This window comes from Kribbella sp. NBC_00889, assembly GCF_045207705.1.
Classification (GTDB): Bacteria; Actinomycetota; Actinomycetes; order Propionibacteriales; family Kribbellaceae; genus Kribbella.
This window is the reverse complement of the sequence record NZ_CP108783.1, coordinates 1,828,984-1,851,040: the sequence shown is the minus strand read 5'-3', so window position 1 is coordinate 1,851,040 and position 22,057 is coordinate 1,828,984. Positions and strand designations below refer to the sequence as shown.

Genomic DNA, 22,057 nt, shown 5'->3' with positions numbered 1-22,057 from the left:
CGAACCATGGGCCTTTCCTGGCAACAGGGTCCGCTCGCCACCGCGGCGATCGGCCGATTCCTGGTCCCCGACCCACTGCCCGAGCGACTGCTGTTCGCCGAGCCGCTGCGCCGGCGGATGCGGGTGAAGTTCGGCGACCGATGGATCGCCGACAGCGCGGACGTCGTACTGCTGCATGAGCCGGCGCGGTATCCGGTGGCGTACTTCCCGATCGGTGACATCGTGACCGGTGTCCTGGAGGCCGCCGAGCGGACCACAAAGCATCGCGACTTCGGCGAGACGACCTGGTACACCGTGACCGCGGGCGACAGCAGCAAGACCCGCGCGGCCTGGCAGCACACCGCTCTGCCCGATCACGCGAGCGATCTGAAGGGACGCGTCGCGTTCGCGTGGCGGGCGATGGACGCGTTCTACGAGGAGGACGAACGGATCGTCGGCCACGCTGCCGACGCCTACCACCGGATCGACATCCGGCAGACCAGCCGCCATCTCATCGTCCGCGACGGCGAGCGGGTCGTCGCCGAGTCCACCCGGTCGCTCGCCCTCTACGAATCGGGCTTCGCACCGCGGTGGTACGTGCCGCGCGAGGACGTGGACGACTCGGCGCTGACCCCGGTCGAGGGCCAGACCTTCTGCCCGTACAAGGGTCTGTGCAGCTACTGGGACATCGGCGCCGCCCGCGGTGCGGCCTGGGGCTACGAGGACGCCTGGACCGAGGTCCGGCGGATCTCCGGGATGATCTCGTTCGAGCCGGACAAGGTCGAGGTGGAACTGGACGGCACGCGGCTGCGGCTGGAACCTGGACAGAGCGTGATCTCGCACGGGGTCGACCGCGATCTGACCGTGGAGGAACTGTCCGGATGAGCGATGCGGCAACAGTGCTGGCGGTGAACGTCGGCCGGCCGAAGGACGTCGGCTGGAACGGCAAGACCGTCTACACCGGGGTGTGGAAGGCGGCGGTCGACGGCCCGGTCATGGTCCGGCGGCTGAACATCGACGGCGACGGGCAGGGCGACACCGCCGGGCACGGCGGCGAGATGCGCGCCGTCCTCGTCTATCAGATCGACTCGTACCGGTACTGGGAGCAGCACTTCGGGCGGGACGACTTCGTCTACGGGCAGTTCGGCGAGAACCTCACCGTCGACGGGCTGCCCGACGACGAGGTGTGCATCGGCGACCGGTACCGGATCGGCGAGGCCGAGTTCGAGGTGACCCAGCCGCGGGTCACCTGCTACCGCGTCGGCATGCGCATGGGCGAACCCGAGCTGCCCGCATTGCTGGTCAGCCATCACCGGCCCGGCTTCTACTGCCGGGTGATCACGGAAGGGCACATCGAGGCCGGTGACCAGATCATCAAGTCCAGGACCGGTCCGGGTGCCCTGAGCGTCGCGGAGATCGACGCCCTGCTCTACCTACCGAACCGGGATGTCGCGAAGCTGCGCATCGCGACACAGATCCCGGCCCTCAGTCCAGGCTGGCTCGGCTCGTTCCGCGATCTGCTGGAAGAGACCACCACCCCCAAGCCGGCCTGGGACGGCTTCCGTCCGTTGCGGGTGACCGAGGTGATCCCGGAGAGCGCGACCGTCTCCTCGATCCGCCTGGCCGCGTCGGACGGGAGCCGGCTGCCGGCCGCACGCGCCGGTCAGTACCTGACGTTCAAACTCGCGGACGCCGGTCTGCCGGTCCCGGTGCGGAGCTACTCGCTGTCCTCCTCGCCCGGGACCGGCTCGTACCGGATCAGCGTCAAGCACGAACCGCACGGTGTCGGGAGCAGCTACCTGACCACGAACCTGCAGCCGGGCGCCGTACTGGAGGTTGCTGCGCCGCGGGGCGAGTTCGTGTTGGAGGAATCGACCGGTCCGATCGTGCTGCTCTCCGCTGGGATCGGGCTGACACCGGTCCTGTCGATGTTGCATGACCTCGCGGAACAACGCAGTACGCGCGAGGTCTGGTGGATCCACTGTGCTCGAGGGCCGGACGAGCATCCGCTGGCGGCTGAGGCGCGGGAGCTACTCGGGTCTCTGCCCAACACGCACGAGTACATCTGCTACACCGCGACCGAGGGTCGCCTCACCAAGGACAAGCTGGTCGACCTGGCCCTCCCGGTCGACGCGACGGCGTACATCTGCGGACCGGCCGGGTTCATGACGGACATGCGCGAGGCACTCACCGCGATCGGCATCGATCCGGCCGGTATCCGGACCGAACTGTTCGGCGCACTGCCGCCGACGAACCCGGGCATCACCGACCAGACCACACGACCGCCGCACCAGCCACCAGGACCGCCTGGCAACGGGCCTCTGGTGACCTTTGCCCGCAGCGGCATCTCCACGCCGTTCCGGGACGGCAGTGTGCTCGAGCTCGCCGAGGCCTGCGACGTACCGACGCGCTGGAGCTGCCGTACCGGTGTCTGCCACAACTGCATCACTCCACTGCTGTCCGGTGAGGTCACCTACTCCCCCACGCCGCTGGAGCCACCGCCCGAAGGTCAGACGCTGGTCTGCTGCGCCCGACCGAACACCGATCTAGTTCTGGACATGTGATGGAATTTTCACTGGAAGTCGTCACCCTGGCCGTCCGCGACGTCGACGAGGCCAAGGCCTTCTACATCGAGAAGCTCGGCTTCGCCCTCGACGTCGACTACCACCCGCGCGCCGGCTTCCGGGTCGTCCAGGTGACCCCGCCCGGCTCGGCCTGTTCGATCCAGTTCGGCGACGGGCTGACCGACGCGGCGCCCGGCTCGGCGCGCGCGAACTACCTCGTGGTCGCTGATCTGGCGGCTGCGCACGAGGAACTGGTTGCCCGCGGCATCAAGGTTTCCGACATCCGGCACAAGTCTCCGGTGGACACCTGGGACGGCGCGTTCGCACCCGGTGTGGACCCCGAACGCCGCAGCTACGCGAGCATGGCCGACTTCGCCGACCCCGACGGCAACACCTGGACCCTGCAGGAGATCAGGCGCTCATGAAACCGAAGGACCCGGGCGATCTGCCGATGTCCATGGTCGGCCCGGCCAGCAGTCCGCTGCGTGCCTTCCTGCGGACCGAGGCGGCCAGCGCCGCGATCCTGGCGGCCGCGATCGTGCTCGCGCTGATCTGGGCGAACGTCGCCACGGACCAGTACGACGCCTTCTGGGACTGGGTTCTCGCGGTCCGGATCGGGCCGTGGTCGGCCGAGCTGGATCTGCGCACCTGGGTGAACAGCGGGCTGATGGCGTTGTTCTTCCTGGTCGTCGGACTGGAGGCGCGGCGCGAGTTCGACCTCGGCGAACTGCGGGAGCGGCGCCGGATGATCCTCCCGGTCACGGCCGGTCTGGCCGGCATGGTCATCCCGGTCCTGATCTACCTGGCGATCAACCGATCGGGCTCCGGTGTCCACGGCTGGGGCGCGGCGATGTCGACCGACACCGCGTTGGCACTCGGTGTCTTCGCGGTGGCCGGGCAGCACGTCCCCGATCGGATCCGGACGTTCCTGCTCACCGTGTTCGTCGTCGACGATGTCGTCGCCCTGCTCGTCATCGCGGTCGCGTACACCAGCGAGATCCACCTGACCGGGCTGCTGGTCGCGATCGCGGCGTACGCCGGGGTCCTCGCCAGCACGCGGTTGGGGTACCGCTACCGCCGGCCGGTCTTCACCCTGCTCGCGCTCGTGGTCTGGGCCGGGTTGCTTGCCAGCGGCATCGACCCCGTCGTCGCGGGTCTCGCGGTCGGCCTGGCCACGTCGGCGTACGTGCCGCGCCGGGACGCGTTGGAGCAGGCGACCACTCTGGTCCGGCTGTTCCGCGAGCAGCCGACGCCGGAGCTCGCCCGTTCGGCGACGCGCGAGCTCACCGGGACGCTGTCGGCGAACGCGCGGCTGCAGCACGCCTTTCACCGATTGACCAGCTACGTGATCGTTCCGCTGTTCGCGTTGGCCAACGCCGGGATCGTGATCGACGCAGACCTGCTGAAGGCAGCGTTGACCGCGCCGGTCACGGTCGGGATCGTCGTCGCGTTCGTCATCGGCAAGCCCGTCGCCGTGGCGGGCACCTCGTGGATCCTCACTCGGACCACGCATGGCGCCGTACGTCCGTCGGTCGGCTGGGCCGGCGTACTCGGCAGCGGCATGATCTCGGGCGTGCCCTTCACCGTCTCGTTCCTGATCGCGGACCTCGCCTTCACCGGCCCGACGCTGGAGGAAGCGAAGCTCGGTGTGCTGGCGGCCGCCATCGCAGCGGCAGTGCTGAGCGTGAGCTTCTACCGGCTGATCGGATTGCTGCCGGTCCGCACCCGCGCCCGTGCGCTGCTCGGGACCGCCACCCTGCCCATCGACCTCGCCCCACCGGTCGACCCGTCCCGCGACCACATCCGCGGACCGGCCGAGGCGACGGTGACAGTGGTCGAGTACGGCGACTTCGAGTGCCCGTGGACTCAGATGGCCGCACCGACGGCCCGGGAACTGCTCGCCGAGAACAATCACATCCGCTACGTGTGGCGGCACCTGCCGCTGCCCGACGTACACCCGCACGCCCAGCTCGCCGCAGAGGCCGCCGAGGCCGCCGGCCGGCAGGGCAAGTTCTGGCAGATGCACGACCTCCTGCTCACCAACCAGCAGAATCTCGAGCTCGACGACCTCCTCGGGTACGCCGCCGACCTCGGCCTCGACGTCGACCGTTTCCGCGAGGACCTCGTCCAGCACGACCACACCACTCGCGTCGCGCAGGACGTCGACTCCGCCGACCGCAGCGGCGTGGCCGGCACCCCGACGTTCTTCATCAACGACCACCGCCACGACGGCCCCCAAGACCTGCCCCTCCTCAACCAGGCCATCCAGCTGGCGTACGACGAGCAGCTGGCTACTTCAACGTGATGCCGAAGCCGGGTTCGTCGGACAGCGTGAGGTGGCCGTCGGCGAGGGTGTAGCCGTTCCCGTCGGTGCCCACTGTGTTGCCCGGGACGCCTTCGATGATGGGGACGTTGCCGAGTCCGGCTGCGATGTGGGCGGCGTACAAGGACTTGAGCGGCATCCCCCAGGCATGCGGGGATGCCTCGGCCGACGTCTCGGCGAGGCGTGGCATGGTGCGGCGCCAGGCGGTCAGGCCGTGGCCGACGACGTCCATCAGGGCGACGTCGACGAGGCCTTCCTGCGCGAGCCGGAGGATATGGTCCTCGTCCGGATCGAACTCGCCGTCGGCGATCTTCGGCTGCCACGAGAGCGTGGCGAGGTGCTCGCGGAGGAAGCGGAAGTCCTCCCAGCGTTCGGCGAACGGTTCCTCGATCCAGTACAGGTGGCAGGTGGACACGGCGGCCAGGTAGGCGGTCAGCGCGTTCGCGGTGTAGCCGTCGTTCGGGTCGACCAGAATGTCCGCGTCCGGGTACAGCTCGCGGGTCAGCAGCGTCACCTCGATGTCGCGCTCGAGGCCTTCCTGCGGGTCCATCCAGCGGTAGCCGCGGCCGAGCTTCAGCTTGAAGTCGCGGAAGCCGAACTCGTAGTCCTGCGCCAGGTTCGCCCGGATCGCATCCGTCCCGGCCGGCGCGTCGTCGGGGTCCAGGTCGTCGAAGTAGATCCCGCCGCTGTAGCTCCGCACCCGCGGCGATCCGGCCGCGCCGAGCATCGCGTACACCGGTACGTCGAGGATCCGTCCGGCCAGATCGTGCAGCGGATAGTCGAGGAACTCCGCGGCCGGATCGACCACTCCCCGGGCCGGATCGATCAGCTCGGCCAGGTTCTTGCCGATCAGCCGCGCCGGATCACCGTCGTACAGCGGCAGTCCCCAGCCGCTGGCCCCGCGATCGGTCTCGACGACGTACGCCGTCGAGGTGTTGCCGCTGCCGTGATGACCGCGGAAGGAGTTCCGTCCGACGGCCCGGAGATAGCGCGAGCCGACCTCGGCGGTCGTGACGGAGCTGACCACATGCCGGGAGAGAGTCACCCTGGAACCCTACGTCCGACCGGCCGGGCACCGGATGCGAAAGGCGCGTCGTCCTGTTCGGGCCTCGTCGGCCTGGTCCTGCGACCACGACGACCGGTCCACCGCGAGGTTGAGTGACGCCTGCTGGCTGGCTGCTGCCTCCTTGCGGACCGGCTCGGCTGGCTCGGCCGGCACCACTCTCGGCAGCTCACGGATCGCACTCATGCCGTCCATCAGGCCGTCCGGCCGTGGCTGTGCCTGTCACTGTCAGTGCTAGGCAGAAGGGAGTGAGGTACGGCGGGTCCGATGTCACGACAGTGGAGAAACCAACCTCCGAAAGGACTTTCTCCCATGAGTGTCGTCGGCCTGACCACCCCCACGGTCAGCCCCTCGCGGCAGCGACTGGTGTTGCTGGTGCTGCTGACCGCAGGTTTCACCCTCGCGGTCGACTTCTCCATCCTGAACGTCGCGCTGCCGACCATCGGTCAGGACGTCGGGCTGCCCCTCGCGCACCTGCAGTGGATCGCCACCGCGTTCGCGCTCTGCGCCGCCGGCTTCACGCTGCTGTTCGGCCGCGTCGCCGACCTGTTCGGCCGCAAGCGCCTCTTCCTCATCGGCATGGCCGTCCTCGGCATCGCCTCGCTGGCCGGCGGACTCGCCACCACACCGACGATCCTCATCGCAGCCCGGATCGCGCAAGGCTTGGCCACCGCAGCGGTCACCCCAGCCGCGCTGTCGCTGCTGACCACCTCGTTCCCCGAAGGACCGCTGCGGGAGCGCGCGCTCAGCCTGAACGGCGCTCTCATGGCTGCGGGCTTCACCACCGGCGCCATCCTCGGCGGCCTGCTGACCGACATCCTGAGCTGGCGCTGGGCCTTCTTCATCAACATCCCAGTCGCAGCGATGGTGCTGGTGCTCGGCCCGCGCACCCTGGTCGAGGGGCGGCCGAAGGACAGGCTGCGGCTAGACGTCTGGGGCGCACTGACCGCGACCGGCGGCCTGCTGGCGCTCGTGTACGGCCTGACCAGGGTCGGCGAGACCTCCTGGACCGACGCCCATGCTCTGATCGCGCTGGCGGCGGCCGTCATCCTGCTGGTCGGCTTCCTCCTGGTCGAGCGGCGGGTCCAGGACGCGCTGATCCCGCTGCCGGTACTGCGTCGTCCGTCGGTCCGGTGGGGCAACCTGGCTGGTCTGCTCGCGTTCGCCACCGAGACCTCGCTGGTCTTCCTGCTGACCCTCTATCTGCAGAAGGTGCTCGGCTACTCGCCTCTGACGACCGGTCTGTCGTTCGCGGTCCTCGGAATCGGCACAGTCCTCGGCGGCCTGGTCGCACCGAAGGTGCTGGGCCGGATCGGCTCCCGCAAGACGATCGTGACGGGCTTCGTGCTCCAGGCAGCGGCCACCGTCCCCCTGGTACTGCTGGGCACCTCGAGCGGTTGGATGGTTCTGTTGCTCATCACCACGTTCGTGGGCGGCGTGGCCAACCTGATCGCCATCGTCGGCTTCATGGTCACCGCGACGTCCAACCTGCCCGACGAAGAGCAGGGCCTGGCGACCGGTCTGACCACGATGAGCCAGCAGGTCGGCATCACAATGGGCATCCCGGTGATGAGCGCCATCGCCACGGCTGCGATGCATGGCGCGGACGGCCCGGATCAGGTGATCAACGGGGTCACGACAGCCATCTGGGTGAACGCCGGCCTGGCTGTGCTGGGCGCCGTACTGACTGGTGTTCTGCTGCGGCCGGCGAAGGGCGGCGAGTGACCATGTGCCGGAGTTGTGCCGAGTGGGACCCAGGCACCGGCTCTACGATGGACTTCGTGGAGACCGACCTCGGACACTTCCTGCGCAGCCGGCGAGCCCGGCTGCAGCCTCAGGACGTCGGCATGGTCTCGTACGGTGCCCGCCGGGTGCCGGGACTGCGCCGGGAGGAACTCGCTCAGCTGGCCGGGGTCAGCATGACCTACTACACCCGGCTCGAGCAGGGCCACAGCGAACAGGCCTCCGACGAGATCCTGCTCGCCATCGCCCGGGCACTCCGCCTGGACGACGACGAGACGGCCCACCTGCGCAACCTCGCCCGCCCGTCGAACCACCGCCGCCCACAGGCACCGGAGCCCGAGGCGGCTCGCAACGGCGCCCGTCGCCTGGTCACCGCGATGAGCGGTGTCGCCGCGGTCGCGATGGACCGGCGCAGCGACGTACTGGCCTGGAACTCCACGGCCCACCGCTTACTGGCCGGCCACTACGACGAGCACAGCCCCGACTCGCCCGACACCCGGCCGAACCTGACCCGGATGCTGTTCCTGGACCCCCACACCCGCGAGCTGTACGTCGAGTGGGAGCTGGAGGCCGAGCGGTCCGTGGCGTCCCTGCGGCTGGTCGCCGGGCGGCACCCGGACGACCGCTACCTGGCCGAGCTGATCGGGGAGCTCTCCATGAAGAGCCCCGACTTCGCCCGGCTCTGGTCGAGCCACTCGGTCCTCAACTGCTCCTTCGGCACGAAGGTCCTCCAGCACCCGATGGTCGGCCGGCTGGATCTCGGCTACGAGGCGGTGCAGTTCCCGGACGGCTCGGCCCACCGTCTGCTGATGTACACCGCCCAGCCCGAGTCCGCCTCAGCCGCCGCCTTCGACCTCCTCGACCGAGGCACCGCGGACATCACGCCCTGAGCCGGAGAGCGCGGCCTGTTGCCAATTGCAACGAGGTCGGGCGAAACGTTTCGGGGGCTGGGACCGATAGGTCTCAGGAGGGGGTGATCCGGTATGTGCGAGGCGACCCGCAGGATGATGGCGTTACTGCGGCTTCTGGAGGGAGAGCGCTCCCAGTCCACGGCGGCGGACGACGACGTACTGCTGGACACCCATTTCGGCGTCCATTCGCGGGAATTCCCGTTCGATCGGTTCTGACCTGCCGACCGGCCGGCAGGCGGACTGGGGGATCTCCGACGCAGGGCACTAGGTATGCTGGCGGGGCTTGACCGGCGGTGGGGCTCGCCGGACCGAACCGTCGCCACCCGGCGGCCAACAGTCCCTACCTGTCGAACCGTGCGGCGCTCGGCGCCGACGCCTGTCCAGGTAGGAGATCGATCGGATGCAGCACGAGCGGACGGACCCGGCCCCCTGGGAACCCGTCGACTCTGATGTTGACCTACGCCACGACCGCCCGGTACGCCGTACCGGGGACACCGCTGTCCTGAGCGTCATCGCGGCCGGCGGTGCCATCGGCGCAGTGGCTCGGTATCTGGTCGGGCAAGCGTGGCCGACGCCACCCGGCTCCTTCCCCTGGGCGACCCTGGTCATCAATGTCGTCGGCTGCGGCCTGATCGGGATCCTCATGGTCGTGGTCAGCGAGGTCCTGACCCGGCGACGGCTGATCCGCCCCTTTCTCGGCACTGGCGTACTCGGCGGGTTCACGACGTTCTCGACGTACGCGCTCGACATCCAGCAACTCATCGCCGGCCGGCATCCCGGAACGGCGCTCCTCTACCTCGCCGCCACGATCGCCGGTGCCCTGATCGCCGTGTGGGCGACCGTCACCGCGACCCGGGCCCTGGTCGCCGGGAGAATCCGATGAGCGTTCTCCTCGTCATCGCCGGCGCCGTGATCGGAGCGCCGCTGCGCTACCTCACCGATCGCGCCGTCCAGAAGCGCCACGATTCCGCGTTCCCGTGGGGCACGATCTCCGTCAACGTCGTCGGCTCGCTGATCCTCGGCGTCGTGGCAGGCGCGAGTACGGCGTCCGCACTGCCGCATCAGGTCCAACTCGTCGTGGGTACCGGGTTCTGCGGCGCGCTCACGACGTACTCGACCTTCTCCTACGAGACGTTGCGGCTCTACGAGGACGGCGGCCGGTTCCTCGCCGTCGCGAACGTGGCCGTCAGCATCGTCGCCGGTCTCGGCAGCGTCTTCCTCGGCGTCGCGATCAGTCAGGCCATCTGGCCCTAGTCAGGCCCTAGTCAGGTCTCAGTCAGGCCAGGGTCATCGTGACCGAGATCGTGTCGCCTTCCTCGATGCCCTCGGCCTTGCGGACGCGATCCTTGAGCGGCAGCACGTAGCCACCGTCCTTCGGGAACAGCGACGTCGTCCATTCGGTGCCGCCGATCGTCGCGCGGACCGGCACCACACCCCAGCCGTAGGTGACCGCCGCGGCGACCTCCTGCAGTTCCGCAGCCTCGTCCTCCGGCACCGTGACGAAGTAGTACGGCGCCGGCCCACGCCACTCCCAGATCTCGCCCTCGAAGTGCAGCTCAAGAAGGTCCACGCGGCAGATGCTAGCCCCCATTCCGGACGTCTACCTTCCGGATCTGGTTGAGCGCGCTCAGGCTGACGGGTCGACGTACCAGGCGGGGAGCTGGACCGGGCGCAGGTCGGTGAGGTCGCCGGGGCGGCTCAGGGTGAGGACCGCTCGCTGGATCTCGGGCCGCGCGTTCAGGGCGTCCTCGACCGCGGTCAGCCGGACGGCGACGTCGGACTCGCGATCGTTGCCGGTGACATCGACCGCGGCGACCAGGAAGACCTTGTCCGCGCCGACCCACTCCATGTGCAGGAAGCTGACCCGCTCGATGGCGTCGTGCTCCAGCAGGGCGCGCAGGACCCGGTTGCGGCCCAGGGGCGAGACCGCCTCGCCGGTCAGGAAGTCCATGTTCCGGCTGATCAGGAACAGCGCGACACCGCCGAGCAGCAGACCGACCACGATCGATCCGATCGCGTCCCAGACCGGGTCGCCGGTGAGCTGGTGCAGCAGGATGGCCAGCGTCGCGATCACGATGCCGATCAGCGCCGACAGGTCCTCGACGAACACCGCACGCAGCGCCGGATTCGAGGTCAGCCGGACGTACCGCAGTGGCCGCAGCATCCGCTCGAACGCACCGGCCTTCGTCTGCCGCAACGCCTGCGCGAACGAGATCCCCTCCAGCACGAACGAGATCCCGAGTACGGCGTACGCCCAGCCGTACGACGTACCGCCCTCGCCACCGTGCAGCGACTGGATGCCGTGCCAGACCGAGACCGCCGCACCGACGATGAACAGGCCGAAGGCGGCGAACATCGACCAGACGTAGCCGACCCGGCCGTACCCGAGCGGATGCGTCGCGTCGGCCGGCTTCGCGCCACGGCGCTCGCCGATCAGCAGGAAGATCTCGTTCCCGGTGTCCGCCCAGGAGTGTGCGGCCTCCGCCAGCATCGCCGCCGACCCGGTGATCACGGCCACCACCGACTTGGCCGTCGCGATCAGCAGATTGGCCGTCAACGCCACCAGCACGGTGACGAAGCTCTCCCCGTTACCTGAAGCCGCAGCCTCCTGCCCGGAACTCACTCTCCGACCCTAGCCCGGCTTGTCCAGCAGCGGCGGCAACCTGCCGCTTGCACGCTGTGGTCAGCCCGTGCGGCCCTCGCTGTGCACCGACAGGATGTCGGTGATCGCGCGGTTGCACGGCGTCGGGATGCCGAGGGTGTTGCCTCGGGCAACCACGTCCCCACTGAGCCACGGCACCTCGAGCCGGTTGCCGCGGTCGAGATCGTGGTGCATCGACGACGTCATGTCGGCGGGCACCGTGTCGATGAACGCGAGCCGTCCGTCGGCGAAGTCGGCCGGCAGCGGCACCCCCTGAGCCTGCGCGACCTGCACGACCTCGTCCATCACGTCGTGCAGGAAGGCGCGAGCCCGCGGGTGGCTGCGGATCGGGCCGATCGGCGTACGGGCGGTGGTCGTCGTACCGGACAGGCCGACCAGGAAGACGAACTTCTCCCAGATGGACTGCTCGATCTGACCGCTGATCTCGGCATCGATGCCACTGGCCACACAGGCGTCGTAGAACTCCTGCACCCGCGCCGAGGCGCTGCCGTCGTACTCACCGAAGACCAGCTTCTGCAGCGGTCCGGAATGGCGGATGACACCGGGCTCGGCGATCGTGGCGGCGATGTAGGCGACGCCACCGACGACGTGCTCGGGGCCGAGAACGCTGCGCAGGATGTCGTCCTTGACCACACCGTTCTGGAACGACACCACGCCGGCACGCTCGGTGAGCAGCGGCTCGATCAGCTTGGCCGATGCCTCGGTGTCCCACAGCTTCACGCCGAACAAAACCAGGTCGACCGGGTCCAGCTGCGCCGGATCGTCGGTGACCGCGACCGTGGGCAGTCGCGCATCGCCGAGTTGGCTCTCCAAGCGGAGGCCATGGGTGCGCAGCGCCTCGAGCTGGCGGCCCCTCGCGATGAACGCGACGTCATGCCCGGCCAGCGCCAGCCGGCCGCCGAAGTACCCGCCGATCCCACCGGTCCCCATCACCGCGATCCGCATACAGCCTCCTCGTTGGACGCCCGTACAAGGTATCGCTCAGCCGGCGGCGGCCCCGAACCACCTCGGGAGGTGCCCCTGCAGATCCTCCTGAGCCTCACCGACCCACGCCACGTGGCCGTCCGGCCGCAGCAGCGCCGCGGGCACGTCCAGTTCCTCGCTGAGGTCGACGACGTGGTCGACCCGATCCGCCCAGCCTGCCACCGACAGCCGGCCGGTCTGGTCGAGCAGGAGTCCGCGGCCCTCGTGCATCAGCTCGTAGAGGCGACCGCGCTTCAGCTCCACGTCCCGCAATCGGCGGCCGAGGAGTTCGTGACCCTCGCCGAAGTCGTAGCGGATCGCGATCGCGGTGTTCTTCTCGATCAGGTACCGGTTCACGTCCTCGAAGTCCATCAGCTCCCCCAGCAGCCGGCGTAGTGCCTGGGGACCCGGCTCGGTGGACAGCAGCTCCATCTGCGCGCGCGTGTTCACCAGTACGTCGGCCGCCACCGGATGCCGTTCGACCTGATAGCTGTCCAGCAGCCCCTCCGGTGCCCAGCCGTTGACCTCGGCGGCCAGTTTCCAGCCGAGGTTGAAGGCGTCCTGGACGCCCATGTTGAGCCCCTGCCCGCCGATCGGCGGATGGACGTGCGCAGCGTCGCCGGCCAGCAGCACCCGACCGGACCGGTACCTCTCGGCCAGCCGGGTGCCGTCGCCGAAGCGCGACAGCCAGCTCGGTGAGTGCGCGCCGAAGTCGGAGCCGGCAGTCAGCCGCAACTGCTGCTTGAACTCCTCGAGCGTCGGCGCCTCCGCACGGTCCTCGGACACCACCGGTGCGCCGGGAACAACGAACCGGAACACGGTGCCCTCGACGTGCATGGCACCGAACCGCAACTGGGTCTTGCGGACCTCCGTCCCCACCGCGGTGACCGTCTCCGGCGGAGCGGTCACCTCCATCTCGCCGAGCAGCGTGTCGACCCGGCTGGGTTCGCCCGGGAAACCGACGCCGAGCAGCTTGCGCACCGTACTGCGGCCGCCGTCGCAGCCGACCAGGTAGCGCGAGCGCAGTTGGGTGCCGTCGGCCAGATCGACGGTCACGCCGTCGTCGTCCTGGCTCAGCCCGACCAGCTCGGAGCCGAGCCGGATGTCGGCGCCCAGCTCGGCGGCACGTTCGGCCAGCAGGCGGTCGGTGATGGCCTGCGGGATGCCGAGCAGGTATCCGTGTGCGGTGTCCAGCCGCTCCGGCGCCGGCTTGTAGATGCCGGCGAAGCCGCCGACCGGGTACTTCGTGCCGAGCGCGAGGAACCTTTCCAGCAGACCACGCTGGTCCATCACCTCGATACTGCGTGCGTGCAGACCCAGCGAGCGGACGATCTTGGTCGGCTCCAGCGCCTTCTCCAGCACGACCACGTCCACACCGTGCAGCCGCAGCTCCGCGGCCAGCATCATGCCGACCGGCCCGCCACCGGCAACGATCACGTCGATCATGCAATCCCCCTGATTTCCATAGGTTCTGAGTTCCGGTCGGCGATTCTCCAGCAGAACCCGGGGCTTGCGGCAAGTCCCCCGATGCGTTATAGGTTGATAGTGGCAAGGAGAGTGCAATATCTCCTTGCCTTTCCTTTTGCCCACCCCGAACGACGCCTGCCCCCACGCGGAGGCGACGTGGGGGCAGGCGACCGGTTTTCCGGTGGAGAACTAGGTGAAGATGCTGACCCCACCCGGCCCGACCAGCAGGCCGATCACGATCAGCGCCGCGCCCCACAGCACCTGGCCGCGGAACAGGGAGACGATCCCGGAGATCACGAGGATCACCGCGATGATCCACAGAATGAGAACCATGGCCCTTCCCATCAGACGGGCCGGGCGAACACCCGGCAACTGAACTCCCCGTGCTCCGATCCGGTGCCCGCGCCCAACCCCGCACAAACGGTGGATCAGCCGGGCATGGTCGGCGGCCGGGCGGGTACTGGGCCTGACATGAAGCGCGGTGCGATTCTCGCCCGATTGATCGAGGCGATCACGGTGGCGCCCGCGCGCAGTCGTCCCGATGAGCTGGGGCGCACCTGTCGTGACCTGCTCGGAGCGGTCGGTACGTCGATCACGATCGAGAACTCGGCCACGAACCGCGTCACGCTGACCGCCACCGACTCGACAGCCGCGCGGCTCGAGGATCTGCAGGACGTCCTCGGCGAGGGGCCGGGCCATGCGGCCTACGGCGCCGGCGAGGCGGTCGCGGCGCACCTCGAGACCGACAGGCGGTGGCCGGAGTTCGTCCGCTCGGCGTTGGCCGCGGTCGGACCGCTGACCATCCGGTGCTTCCCGATCCGCCCGGGCGGACGCCCGTTCGGTGTGCTCAGCGCGTACGTCGCCGACGGCCGGACGTTCACGGAGAGTCCGCAGACCTCGCAGTTCGTCGCCGACGCACTCGGTGTCGCGCTGCTCAACGATCCACCCACCGGCGACGAACCCGACGACCGCAGCCCGTGGATGTCGCGCGCCGTCGTCCATCAGGCGACCGGGATGATCGCGGGCCATCTGGGCCTGGCCATCGACGATGCCTCGGCGCTCCTGCGTGCCCGCGCCTACGCCCGCGACGAGACGCTGGCGCGGGTGGCCCGGCTCATCGTCAGTCGCCGGCTGCAACTCGACGGCGATCGCTGACCGTCGCCCAGGGCAACGATCGCGTTCAGCGACCCAACGTTGTCCTCGGCAACTCGCCGTACTGCTCCCGGTAGGCGGCGGCGAAGCGACCCAGGTGGTGGAAGCCCCAGCGCGCCGCCACGGCTGTGACGGACAGCTTGGCCGGATCGCCGGCGAGGAGTTCGGTGCGGACCTCGGCCAGGCGCAACAGGCGCAGGTACGCCATCGGGGTGGTCCCGAGATGCCGCTGGAAGGCAGTCTGAACGGCACGCACAGTCACCCCGGCGGCCGCAGCGACGTCACCGACGGCGACGTCCTGATCGACGCTGGACTCCAGGAAGGCGATCGCCCGCTGCACTGTCCGCGGATGCGCGTCACGCCCGTCGGCCCGATCCTGCGCGATCAGCGCCGTGTTCGGGAACGCGGCCAGAACGCTCGAGGCGAGCAGGCGCGAGACCGAGGACTGCAGCAGCACCGACGTCCGTACTGTCGAGTCCGGCAGCACCTGATCGCCCAGATAGTTGATCGTGCTGACCAGGTGGCGGGCGGCCGCGGCCGAGTGCGGGCGATGGCCGAGCAGCCGGACCGGCCCACCGGTTCGGTTGTCAACGCCTGCGGTCCGGGTGAGCAGCGCGGGATCGAACATGGTGATGCTGTAGCGCGACCGGCAGACCTTGCCGACGTACGGGCGATCCGGCGGGGCGAACGAGACGACATCGCCCGGGCCGAAGGCGTCCTGCCAGCCATCGGTGGCGTGGTCCTGCACAGTGCCGGCCTCGACCACGCACAGGCAGATCTTGCCGAGCGGGTCGGCGTCGTACTTCATCTCGAAGCCGATGTCGAGCCGGTCGACACTGATCGAGCCCACCGCCTCGCGGGTGATCCGCGCGCTCACGTCGTCCGTGCCGCCGCCGATCCGCATCTTGGTGTACGCGCGGTTGAGGAACTCCTCGGTGCGCGCCAGATCGCGGCTCTCGAATGTGAGGGACTCCATGCACCCATCCTGCGAACAGTCCCCAGCGGCCGACTTCTTCAGCCGACCCCAAGGTACGCCAAGCGGCGCGATGCATCCATCTGGGCATTCGGGGCACAGGGAGGGGAGAGAGGTTCCTCAACGCTCGGGCGGTGGGAAGCCTCGAGGTCTGGACCCGTTCAGTGGCGCAGCGGGCCCAGACCGCACCAAACGGCTCGTTCCGGCGGCACAATCCGGAGAACGCACCCTCCGACGGCCGGAGAACGACAATCGTGGCAGGGTCACTGAGTTGTTATCCCGCAGCGCGGCGGGATCGGTCATAGGACCGGCATGATGACCACGGGCGCTCACAGGCGGGCGTCCCTGGTGACCCCCAGGAGCTGTGGCCATGATCGACCCGGACGCCAACGACGCGGCGATGGCTTTCGCCCGCCTGGCGGTCGAGTTGCACGACGCCTCGGGCGTGGACGAGACGGTCGACGCCGTCGTCCAGTTCGCCCTGCACGCACTCAACTGCACCTACGCCGGCGTGGCGCTGTACTCCCGTGGATCGCAGGCGGAGATCGCCGCGGTCACCGACCCGGTCGTCGCGGACGTGTACGACCTGCAGCTCACCTCCGAATGTGGGCCGCTGGTGACCGCGCTCCGTGAACGCACCACCGTGCTGATTCGTGACACCACCACCGACGACCGCTGGCCGGAGTGGGCTGCGAAGGTTGCCGCGCTCGGGGTGCGCAGCGTGCTCGACGTACCGATGGTGACTGGTGACGGCAATCGCTCCACAGTCGGCGTACTCGGGCTTTACAGCCCGTCACCTGACGCGTTCAGTCCCGACGACGAGGCGATCGCCCACATCCTTGCGCGGCATGCATCCGTTGCCCTCGCCTCCGCGCGGCACGAGGAATCGATGGCGCAGGCGGTCGATGCCCGCAAGCTCGTCGGCCAGGCGATGGGCATCCTGATGGAACGCTTCGATGTCGACGGCGACCGGGCCTTCGCCATCCTCAAGCGCTACTCCCAGGACACCAACACCAAACTCCGCGACGTCGCCCAGCAACTCATCGACACCCGCGAACTCCCGTAGTACTCGACCTCGCATACGCGCAGGTGACGTGGGGTACCAGACCTGGAAACCACCGGACGATCGGGTAGCCATGACCCAGCCCTACCGGCGCGAGGACGAGAGCTCCGGCGAGCGACTCGACCGGCACTGGAACGAGTTGCTGCAGGAACTGCGGCTGGCCCAGACCGGCACGCAGATCCTGTTCGCGTTCCTGCTGAGCATCGCGTTCCAGAACGCCTTCCAGGCCGCCGACACCTTCACCCATCTCGTCTACGCCTGCACGCTGATCGCCTCGGCGCTCGCGGTCGCCCTGTTCCTCGCACCGATCTCGCTGCACCGCATCGTGTACCGGCAGGGGCTGCGCGACCGCCTGGTGACGATCGCCGACTACCTGCTGCGCGCGGGCCTGGTCTTCCTGGTCACCGCGGTCTGTGGTGGGGTCCTGCTCGCGCTGGACGTCGTCGTGTCCCGACCGGTCGCCATCGGCGTCGTGATCGCCGTACTGGTGTGGTTCCTGACCTTCTGGTTCGTGATCCCGGCGTACGTCCGGCAGACCCGCGAGCCGGACGGCGTCTGAGCCGACGTCACTTGGCGTGTGGCGTGGTGAGTGACTCCTCGATGAGGTCGATCATGGCCGCGTGGCGTTTGGTCGCGGTGTCGGCCTGACCCAGAGCGATGATGTCGAGGAAGACGCGGCTGACGATGAGATCCGCGGCGGTCCGCACTCGATCCGGTTCGGCGACGACGTCCTCGGCGCCGCTGAGGATCTCCGCGACCGTGGTGGTGGCTTCGTCGAACAACTCTGCCGCGCGGTCGGCGATCTCGGGACGGGCCTGCGCCTCCCGGAAGACGATGATCCGCGCGGCGCGATTACGTTCCAGCTCCTCGGCCATGGACGACACGACGGCCCGCAACCGCCGGTGAACCGACCGGCCGCGTGCGGCGGTCCGGAGCACCTCACCTGGTGTCGGCCTCTCGTGCACGATGGCCAGCAGGAGATCCAGCTTGGTGGCGAAGTGGTAGAACACCAGGCCGGTCGGTACGCCGGCCTCGTGCGCGATCAGCGCTGTCGACGTCGCGTCGTACCCGCGCTCGGCGAACAGACGCTCGGCCGTCTCGATGATGGCCTCACGTTTGGAGGGGCGCCCGGAAGCGGCGGCGGTCATCATCAGGCCCGTCCCGGGGCGGGCTGGTGATCACCGTCCAGGTCCGCGGCCGCGTGGGCGGCACGACGGAAGGACTCGAACACGTACTTCGGGACCCGCAGACCTCGCCGGTGGGCCCAGAGCAACTCGTGCTCGACCCGCCCGACCTGATCGGCATAGTGCTGAAGATCCGCGTCGTCACCGGTGACGATGCCCAACGCGCGGATCGCCTTGCCGAACTCCAGCCGCTGCTGCTTGTTCTCGGCACCGACCGGACCGAACGTCGTGCGCCGCAGCGTGCGGACCAGCCACTTCTGCCAGCCGCCCAACTGCGACCAGAGACCACGGGCGGCGATCTGGTAGTACGCGAAGTGCCCAGGTTCCTGGCGGCGGATCGGTGCGACCACGGTTCTCGCGACGGCCCGCTCCCCCAGCTCGAGCATGCCGGCGTGAAGCTTGTTGTAGGCAAGCACCGCCGATCGCTCGGTGGCCAGCCCGGTCAGGTAGTACAGCATCCGGCTGACGTCCTGTACGGCGCCCACCCGGCCGAGCGCCCCGAGCAGCTTGAGCCGGAACGACACGTCGGTCAGGTTGGGTGTGGTGGGCTCGAGACCGGCCAGGACCTGGAGACGGTCGAGGATCAGGCCGTGGTGCGTCTCCTGCGGCATCCATACGTCGGCGTAGAAATGCTGGTCGACCTCGGGTGGGTCGGGCAGCAGGATGTTGAGCTCGAGAACGTTCCGTTCGACCTCGAGCTCGACCCGCGACATGTAGGCCAGGACCGACCCGAACCGCTCGGCGAGCAGGCCGGGCCGCTTCATCGTGTAGTCGACACTGTCGAGCGGGATCGGTGGGTGTTCCTCCCCCAGCCGGTCGACATGGTCGGCCAGCCTCGACTCCTCCCGCCGGGCCTTTCTCCGGCGAGACAAAGACACATCCGCAAGCGCCATGGTCGGCACCTCACTCCATCGACAGGAATGCCCCAAATGCAGCACTGTCGAGCCTAGCAAGATAACTGACTGATCAGTCAGTCAGATCCCTGTGACCTCGCTGACACGTCAGGACACATCAATCGGCGGCCGATACACCACCCGCCAGGGCAGGCCTTTGCCGGGGCCGCGGTGACGTGATCCGCCGGCGGCTGCCTAGCCTCGGCCGCATGGCGATCGAACAGCAGGCCCACGTGCGGATAGCCCGTCCCAGCAGGGATCTGACCACCGTCGAGCGGTTCTGGGTCGACGGTCTCGGGCTCAGTGTGATCTACCGGAAGTCCGAGGACGGCCACCATCTCCTGATGGTCGGCTGGCCCGAGGCGGGCTGGCATCTCGAACTGGTGCAGATCGACGGCGATCCGGTGCAACCGCAGCCGACCGAGGAGGACCTCCTGGTCGTCTACCTGGACGGTCCGGTGCCGGACGAACTGGTCGCACGCCTGGTCGCGGCCGGCGGCCGGGTGGTTCCGTCGCGCAACCCGTACTGGGACACCTGGGGCGTCACGATCGCCGATCCGGACTCGTACCGCCTGGTCCTGTGTACCCGGGGCTGGAGTAATCACTGAGCGGTGCTGGATGCGGGGTCGTCGTCGGGCGGGCGGGTCGAGGGGACTTGCAGGACCTCGATGATGTTGATGCCGAGCATGTCGAGGTGGTTGAGGATGCCGGCCAGCGCCGCCTGATCGTCGAGGTGCCCGTGCAGGACTGTCTGCGCCGGCTCGGAATCGGCGGTCATCGAGGGAAAGGCGTCGGTCAGGTCGCGCGACAGTTCGCCCTTGACCCTGATGACGTAATGGCCCATGGCAAGCCCCCTTTCGCGCCCCGTCACCACGACTCTGCTGCGGGCCGGGGCCTTCGGCCTCCCCCGGACAGGGGGAGACCGAACGCGGCCCGGCGTCCGGTAGCCCCGATTCGTGGCGGCAACTCGCATCCCGGTGCGCTACGTGCTGACGGGATCACTGACGGGCGCGAGGATCACCTGGATCGGGTGACCTCGGCCGCCGAAGTGACGCCAGAGCCGGATGGTGTGGGGAGCGGTACGTCGTGCGCATGCTGTGGAAATGACGGCCCGCGCCTGGAGACGATCCCTGCCGCCACTGCTGTTCGCCTTCCTCACCGTGACGATTCTCTGGCTGCCGGACTCAGCAGCAGCCGGCACCACCGCCTCGCCGGACGACCCCGCCGCGCAAGCACTGGCCGAGCGCTACTCCCCCGTCGTCAAACTGCAGGAAGCGTCGCCGAGGTGCGAGGACGGCGAGCAGTTCCAGCCGACCGACGTCGAGGCCGTGCTCGGCGATCAACAGGTCGCGCTGCGCGGCCCGTGGCGACCGCCGGACCTGGTCAAGACGCAGCCTAAAGGCAAGGACATCAGCCCGGGGTTCCCGGGGCACTTCCTCGACTTCCCGGGTGATCCGCTGCGTCCGGGCTGCACCTACGCAGAGTGGTCGGCGCTGATCAACGCGGTCCAGCCGGCCACTGTCTATGCCCATGTCGTCGCGGATCCGGCGTTCCCCGGCAAGCTCTCGCTGGAGTACTGGTTCTTCTACGTTTTCAACGACTACAACAACACCCACGAAGGCGACTGGGAATCGATCCAGCTCATCTTCGACGCGGCGAGCCCCGCGGCCGCGCTGACCACGGAGCCGACGGCGGTCGGATTCAGCCAGCACGGAGGTGCCGAGCGAGCCCGATGGGACGACGCCAAGCTCGAGGTCGTCGACGGAACCCATCCGGTCGTCTACCCGGCGGCCGGTTCACATGCCAACAAGTACGGCCAACGCTTGTACCTCGGTCGTGGCTCGGAAGGACTGGGTTGCGACGACACCACCCGGCCTCAGGCCGCGATCCGTCCGCGGGTCGCCTATGTACCGCTGACCCGCGCGGACTACCTGCAGGAGTTCCCCTGGCTTGGATTCGAAGGCCGATGGGGCGAACGGCAGCGCTCGTTCTTCGACGGACCGACCGGGCCGAACATGAAGACATCGTGGCTCACACCGATCCAGGACGCCGAGGAGACCTGGCGGGACGACAGCGGTACGGTGCCGGCCGGCACGTTGCTTGGTCCGAGCAGCACGGGCGCCTTCTGCGCCGCGGTCGCCACCGGATCCAACCTGGTCCGCGAGACCCTCGATCGGCCCTGGCTGCTGGGCCTGGTACTCGCCGCACTCATCGGGCTGATCTGGTTCGCGGCCAGCCGTACGCGGTGGACCGATGCTGCCCCGCTGCCCGCCAGACGACGGCGGGCCTGGGGTCAGACGGTGGTCGCCGCGCTGCGCCTGTTGCGGCACCGACCGGGCCTGTTCGCGGGGTTCGCGACAGCGTTCATCGTCCTGAGCCTGGCGACTCTGACTCTCGCCAGGTTCCAGGTGGCCAGACGCGACGCACCCACCGACCTCGGCGCGCCGACCGAGAACGCTCCGGGATTCTGGGCCTCGTTGACCACGTTGGCCGTCACGATCCTCACGATCGCGGCGTACGTCGTACTGCTCGCGGCCGTCACGAGGATGCTCGACCAGCTGGATCGAGGCGAGACCGTCACCGCGATGGGAGTGCTGCGCCATCTCTTCTCGCGCCGGCGGCCACTGACCCGGGTGGCCCTGCAGTACTTCGTCGTCCTCGCGGTACTCGCCTTCTTCGTGGCGACGATCCCGGTGGCCGTCTACTACGCGGCGAGCCGGGCGTTCGCGATACCGGTCGTGGTGGCGGAGCACTGCTCCGGAGGTACGGCGCTGAGACGCAGCCGGAGGCTCGTCCGCGGCCATTGGTGGCGGACCGCCGTACCGCTCGCGATCATCATCGGGCTGGGACTGGCCGTCGGACCGATCGCCGGGATCGTCCTGCTCCTGGCCACCGATTGGTCGCCCGTCCTGATCAACGTGGTCTCATCGCTGCTCTTCGCGCTCGCGATGCCACTCACCGGATCGGCCGTCGCCTACCTGTACTTCGACCGTGCCACATCCGTGCCGGCTTCACCTGGATCGGGTGACATGTCCGGCGGCCAGCGAACCTATTCTCGGGTGGGCGACGGGAGCGTCGAGCACGACGTGCCATCGGTGCGCTCCGACTCCTGAGTGG

The 22,057-nt window shown here is 68.9% G+C and carries 25 protein-coding genes; 14 read left to right on the top strand and 11 right to left on the bottom strand.

Going from position 1 to position 22,057, the window contains the following annotated elements; genetic code table 11:
* Positions 1–6 precede the first annotated feature (6 nt).
* Genes OG817_RS09085 through OG817_RS09070 form a run of 4 tightly spaced genes read left to right on the top strand, consistent with a single transcriptional unit; the run spans position 7 to position 4,848 of the window.
* On the top strand, positions 7–864 hold the full coding sequence (locus OG817_RS09085; RefSeq protein ID WP_406053251.1) for a DUF427 domain-containing protein: 858 nt from the start codon (positions 7–9) through the stop codon (positions 862–864).
* Positions 861–2,543: an MOSC domain-containing protein gene (locus tag OG817_RS09080; protein WP_406053250.1), complete on the top strand. Its 1,683-nt coding sequence runs from the start codon at positions 861–863 to the stop codon at positions 2,541–2,543. Before OG817_RS09085 ends, OG817_RS09080 begins: the two co-directional genes overlap by 4 nt.
* Positions 2,543–2,968, top strand: a complete 426-nt coding sequence (locus OG817_RS09075) for a VOC family protein (protein WP_406053249.1) — start codon at positions 2,543–2,545, stop codon at positions 2,966–2,968. Before OG817_RS09080 ends, OG817_RS09075 begins: the two co-directional genes overlap by 1 nt.
* A complete protein-coding gene (locus OG817_RS09070) occupies positions 2,965–4,848 on the top strand; it encodes a Na+/H+ antiporter NhaA (RefSeq protein WP_406053248.1) in 1,884 nt (627 codons plus the stop codon). Before OG817_RS09075 ends, OG817_RS09070 begins: the two co-directional genes overlap by 4 nt.
* Here the strand turns inward: OG817_RS09070 and OG817_RS09065 are convergent.
* Positions 4,835–5,911 (bottom strand): mandelate racemase/muconate lactonizing enzyme family protein, encoded by a 1,077-nt coding sequence (locus OG817_RS09065; RefSeq protein WP_406053247.1) that lies wholly within the window; start codon positions 5,909–5,911, stop codon positions 4,835–4,837. The genes OG817_RS09070 and OG817_RS09065 overlap by 14 nt on opposite strands.
* Before the next feature lie 9 nt (positions 5,912–5,920).
* Positions 5,921–6,115: a hypothetical protein gene (locus tag OG817_RS09060; RefSeq protein ID WP_406053246.1), complete on the bottom strand. Its 195-nt coding sequence runs from the start codon at positions 6,113–6,115 to the stop codon at positions 5,921–5,923.
* Positions 6,116–6,241: 126 nt separating this feature from the next.
* Here OG817_RS09060 and OG817_RS09055 point away from each other — a divergent pair, with 126 nt between their 5' ends.
* The 5 genes from OG817_RS09055 to crcB (OG817_RS09035) all read left to right on the top strand — a co-directional run bounded on the left by OG817_RS09055 (position 6,242) and on the right by crcB (OG817_RS09035) (position 9,837).
* A complete protein-coding gene (locus OG817_RS09055; protein ID WP_406053245.1) occupies positions 6,242–7,654 on the top strand; it encodes an MFS transporter in 1,413 nt (470 codons plus the stop codon).
* Between the two features lie 56 nt (positions 7,655–7,710).
* On the top strand, positions 7,711–8,562 hold the full coding sequence (locus OG817_RS09050; RefSeq protein WP_406053244.1) for a helix-turn-helix domain-containing protein: 852 nt from the start codon (positions 7,711–7,713) through the stop codon (positions 8,560–8,562).
* A gap of 93 nt (positions 8,563–8,655) precedes the next feature.
* Positions 8,656–8,799, top strand: a complete 144-nt coding sequence (locus OG817_RS09045) for a hypothetical protein (protein ID WP_406053243.1) — start codon at positions 8,656–8,658, stop codon at positions 8,797–8,799.
* A gap of 184 nt (positions 8,800–8,983) precedes the next feature.
* The gene (gene crcB / locus OG817_RS09040; RefSeq protein WP_406053242.1) at positions 8,984–9,466 is read left to right on the top strand and encodes a fluoride efflux transporter CrcB; all 483 of its coding nucleotides are present in this window, start codon (positions 8,984–8,986) and stop codon (positions 9,464–9,466) included.
* The gene (gene crcB, locus OG817_RS09035) at positions 9,463–9,837 is read left to right on the top strand and encodes a fluoride efflux transporter CrcB (RefSeq protein WP_406053241.1); all 375 of its coding nucleotides are present in this window, start codon (positions 9,463–9,465) and stop codon (positions 9,835–9,837) included. The genes crcB (OG817_RS09040) and crcB (OG817_RS09035) overlap by 4 nt, the downstream gene beginning before the upstream one ends.
* 22 nt (positions 9,838–9,859) lie before the next feature.
* On the opposite strand, the gene OG817_RS09030 is transcribed toward crcB (OG817_RS09035), so the two are convergent.
* The 5 genes from OG817_RS09030 to OG817_RS09010 all read right to left on the bottom strand — a co-directional run bounded on the left by OG817_RS09030 (position 9,860) and on the right by OG817_RS09010 (position 14,008).
* Complete coding sequence (locus OG817_RS09030) at positions 9,860–10,153, bottom strand: DUF1905 domain-containing protein (protein ID WP_406053240.1); 294 nt, start codon at positions 10,151–10,153, stop codon at positions 9,860–9,862.
* Between the two features lie 57 nt (positions 10,154–10,210).
* A complete protein-coding gene (locus OG817_RS09025) occupies positions 10,211–11,206 on the bottom strand; it encodes a cation diffusion facilitator family transporter (RefSeq protein ID WP_396393103.1) in 996 nt (331 codons plus the stop codon).
* 60 nt (positions 11,207–11,266) lie between these two features.
* The gene (locus OG817_RS09020; RefSeq protein WP_406053239.1) at positions 11,267–12,190 is read right to left on the bottom strand and encodes a ketopantoate reductase family protein; all 924 of its coding nucleotides are present in this window, start codon (positions 12,188–12,190) and stop codon (positions 11,267–11,269) included.
* Positions 12,191–12,226: 36 nt separating this feature from the next.
* The gene (gene rox / locus OG817_RS09015) at positions 12,227–13,654 is read right to left on the bottom strand and encodes a rifampin monooxygenase (RefSeq protein ID WP_406053238.1); all 1,428 of its coding nucleotides are present in this window, start codon (positions 13,652–13,654) and stop codon (positions 12,227–12,229) included.
* A gap of 210 nt (positions 13,655–13,864) precedes the next feature.
* Positions 13,865–14,008 (bottom strand): GPGG-motif small membrane protein, encoded by a 144-nt coding sequence (locus OG817_RS09010; protein WP_396393100.1) that lies wholly within the window; start codon positions 14,006–14,008, stop codon positions 13,865–13,867.
* A 138-nt stretch (positions 14,009–14,146) separates the two neighbouring features.
* On the opposite strand from OG817_RS09010, the gene OG817_RS09005 reads away from it, so the two are divergent.
* Positions 14,147–14,830: an ANTAR domain-containing protein gene (locus OG817_RS09005; protein WP_406053237.1), complete on the top strand. Its 684-nt coding sequence runs from the start codon at positions 14,147–14,149 to the stop codon at positions 14,828–14,830.
* Positions 14,831–14,855: 25 nt separating this feature from the next.
* On the opposite strand, the gene OG817_RS09000 is transcribed toward OG817_RS09005, so the two are convergent.
* Entirely contained in the window at positions 14,856–15,803 is a 948-nt protein-coding gene (locus tag OG817_RS09000; protein WP_406053236.1) for a helix-turn-helix domain-containing protein, read from the bottom strand.
* Between the two features lie 367 nt (positions 15,804–16,170).
* Between OG817_RS09000 and OG817_RS08995 the strand changes: the two genes are divergently transcribed.
* On the top strand, positions 16,171–16,866 hold the full coding sequence (locus tag OG817_RS08995) for a GAF and ANTAR domain-containing protein (protein WP_360454537.1): 696 nt from the start codon (positions 16,171–16,173) through the stop codon (positions 16,864–16,866).
* A gap of 70 nt (positions 16,867–16,936) precedes the next feature.
* Positions 16,937–17,422, top strand: a complete 486-nt coding sequence (locus OG817_RS08990) for a DUF6328 family protein (protein ID WP_396393096.1) — start codon at positions 16,937–16,939, stop codon at positions 17,420–17,422.
* 7 nt (positions 17,423–17,429) lie between these two features.
* Here the strand turns inward: OG817_RS08990 and OG817_RS08985 are convergent, their stop codons facing one another.
* Together OG817_RS08985 and OG817_RS08980 are read right to left on the bottom strand one after the other, a co-directional pair.
* The gene (locus OG817_RS08985) at positions 17,430–18,014 is read right to left on the bottom strand and encodes a TetR/AcrR family transcriptional regulator (protein WP_360454531.1); all 585 of its coding nucleotides are present in this window, start codon (positions 18,012–18,014) and stop codon (positions 17,430–17,432) included.
* On the bottom strand, positions 18,014–18,940 hold the full coding sequence (locus OG817_RS08980) for a GTP-binding protein LepA (protein ID WP_396393095.1): 927 nt from the start codon (positions 18,938–18,940) through the stop codon (positions 18,014–18,016). Before OG817_RS08980 ends, OG817_RS08985 begins: the two co-directional genes overlap by 1 nt.
* Before the next feature lie 209 nt (positions 18,941–19,149).
* Here OG817_RS08980 and OG817_RS08975 point away from each other — a divergent pair, with 209 nt between their 5' ends.
* Positions 19,150–19,548 (top strand): VOC family protein, encoded by a 399-nt coding sequence (locus tag OG817_RS08975; protein ID WP_396393094.1) that lies wholly within the window; start codon positions 19,150–19,152, stop codon positions 19,546–19,548.
* Here OG817_RS08975 and OG817_RS08970 read toward each other — a convergent pair.
* Complete coding sequence (locus OG817_RS08970) at positions 19,542–19,784, bottom strand: hypothetical protein (RefSeq protein WP_360454522.1); 243 nt, start codon at positions 19,782–19,784, stop codon at positions 19,542–19,544. The genes OG817_RS08975 and OG817_RS08970 overlap by 7 nt on opposite strands.
* A gap of 259 nt (positions 19,785–20,043) precedes the next feature.
* Between OG817_RS08970 and OG817_RS08965 the strand changes: the two genes are divergently transcribed.
* On the top strand, positions 20,044–22,053 hold the full coding sequence (locus tag OG817_RS08965) for a hypothetical protein (protein ID WP_406053235.1): 2,010 nt from the start codon (positions 20,044–20,046) through the stop codon (positions 22,051–22,053).
* The last annotated feature ends 4 nt before the right edge of the window (positions 22,054–22,057 follow it).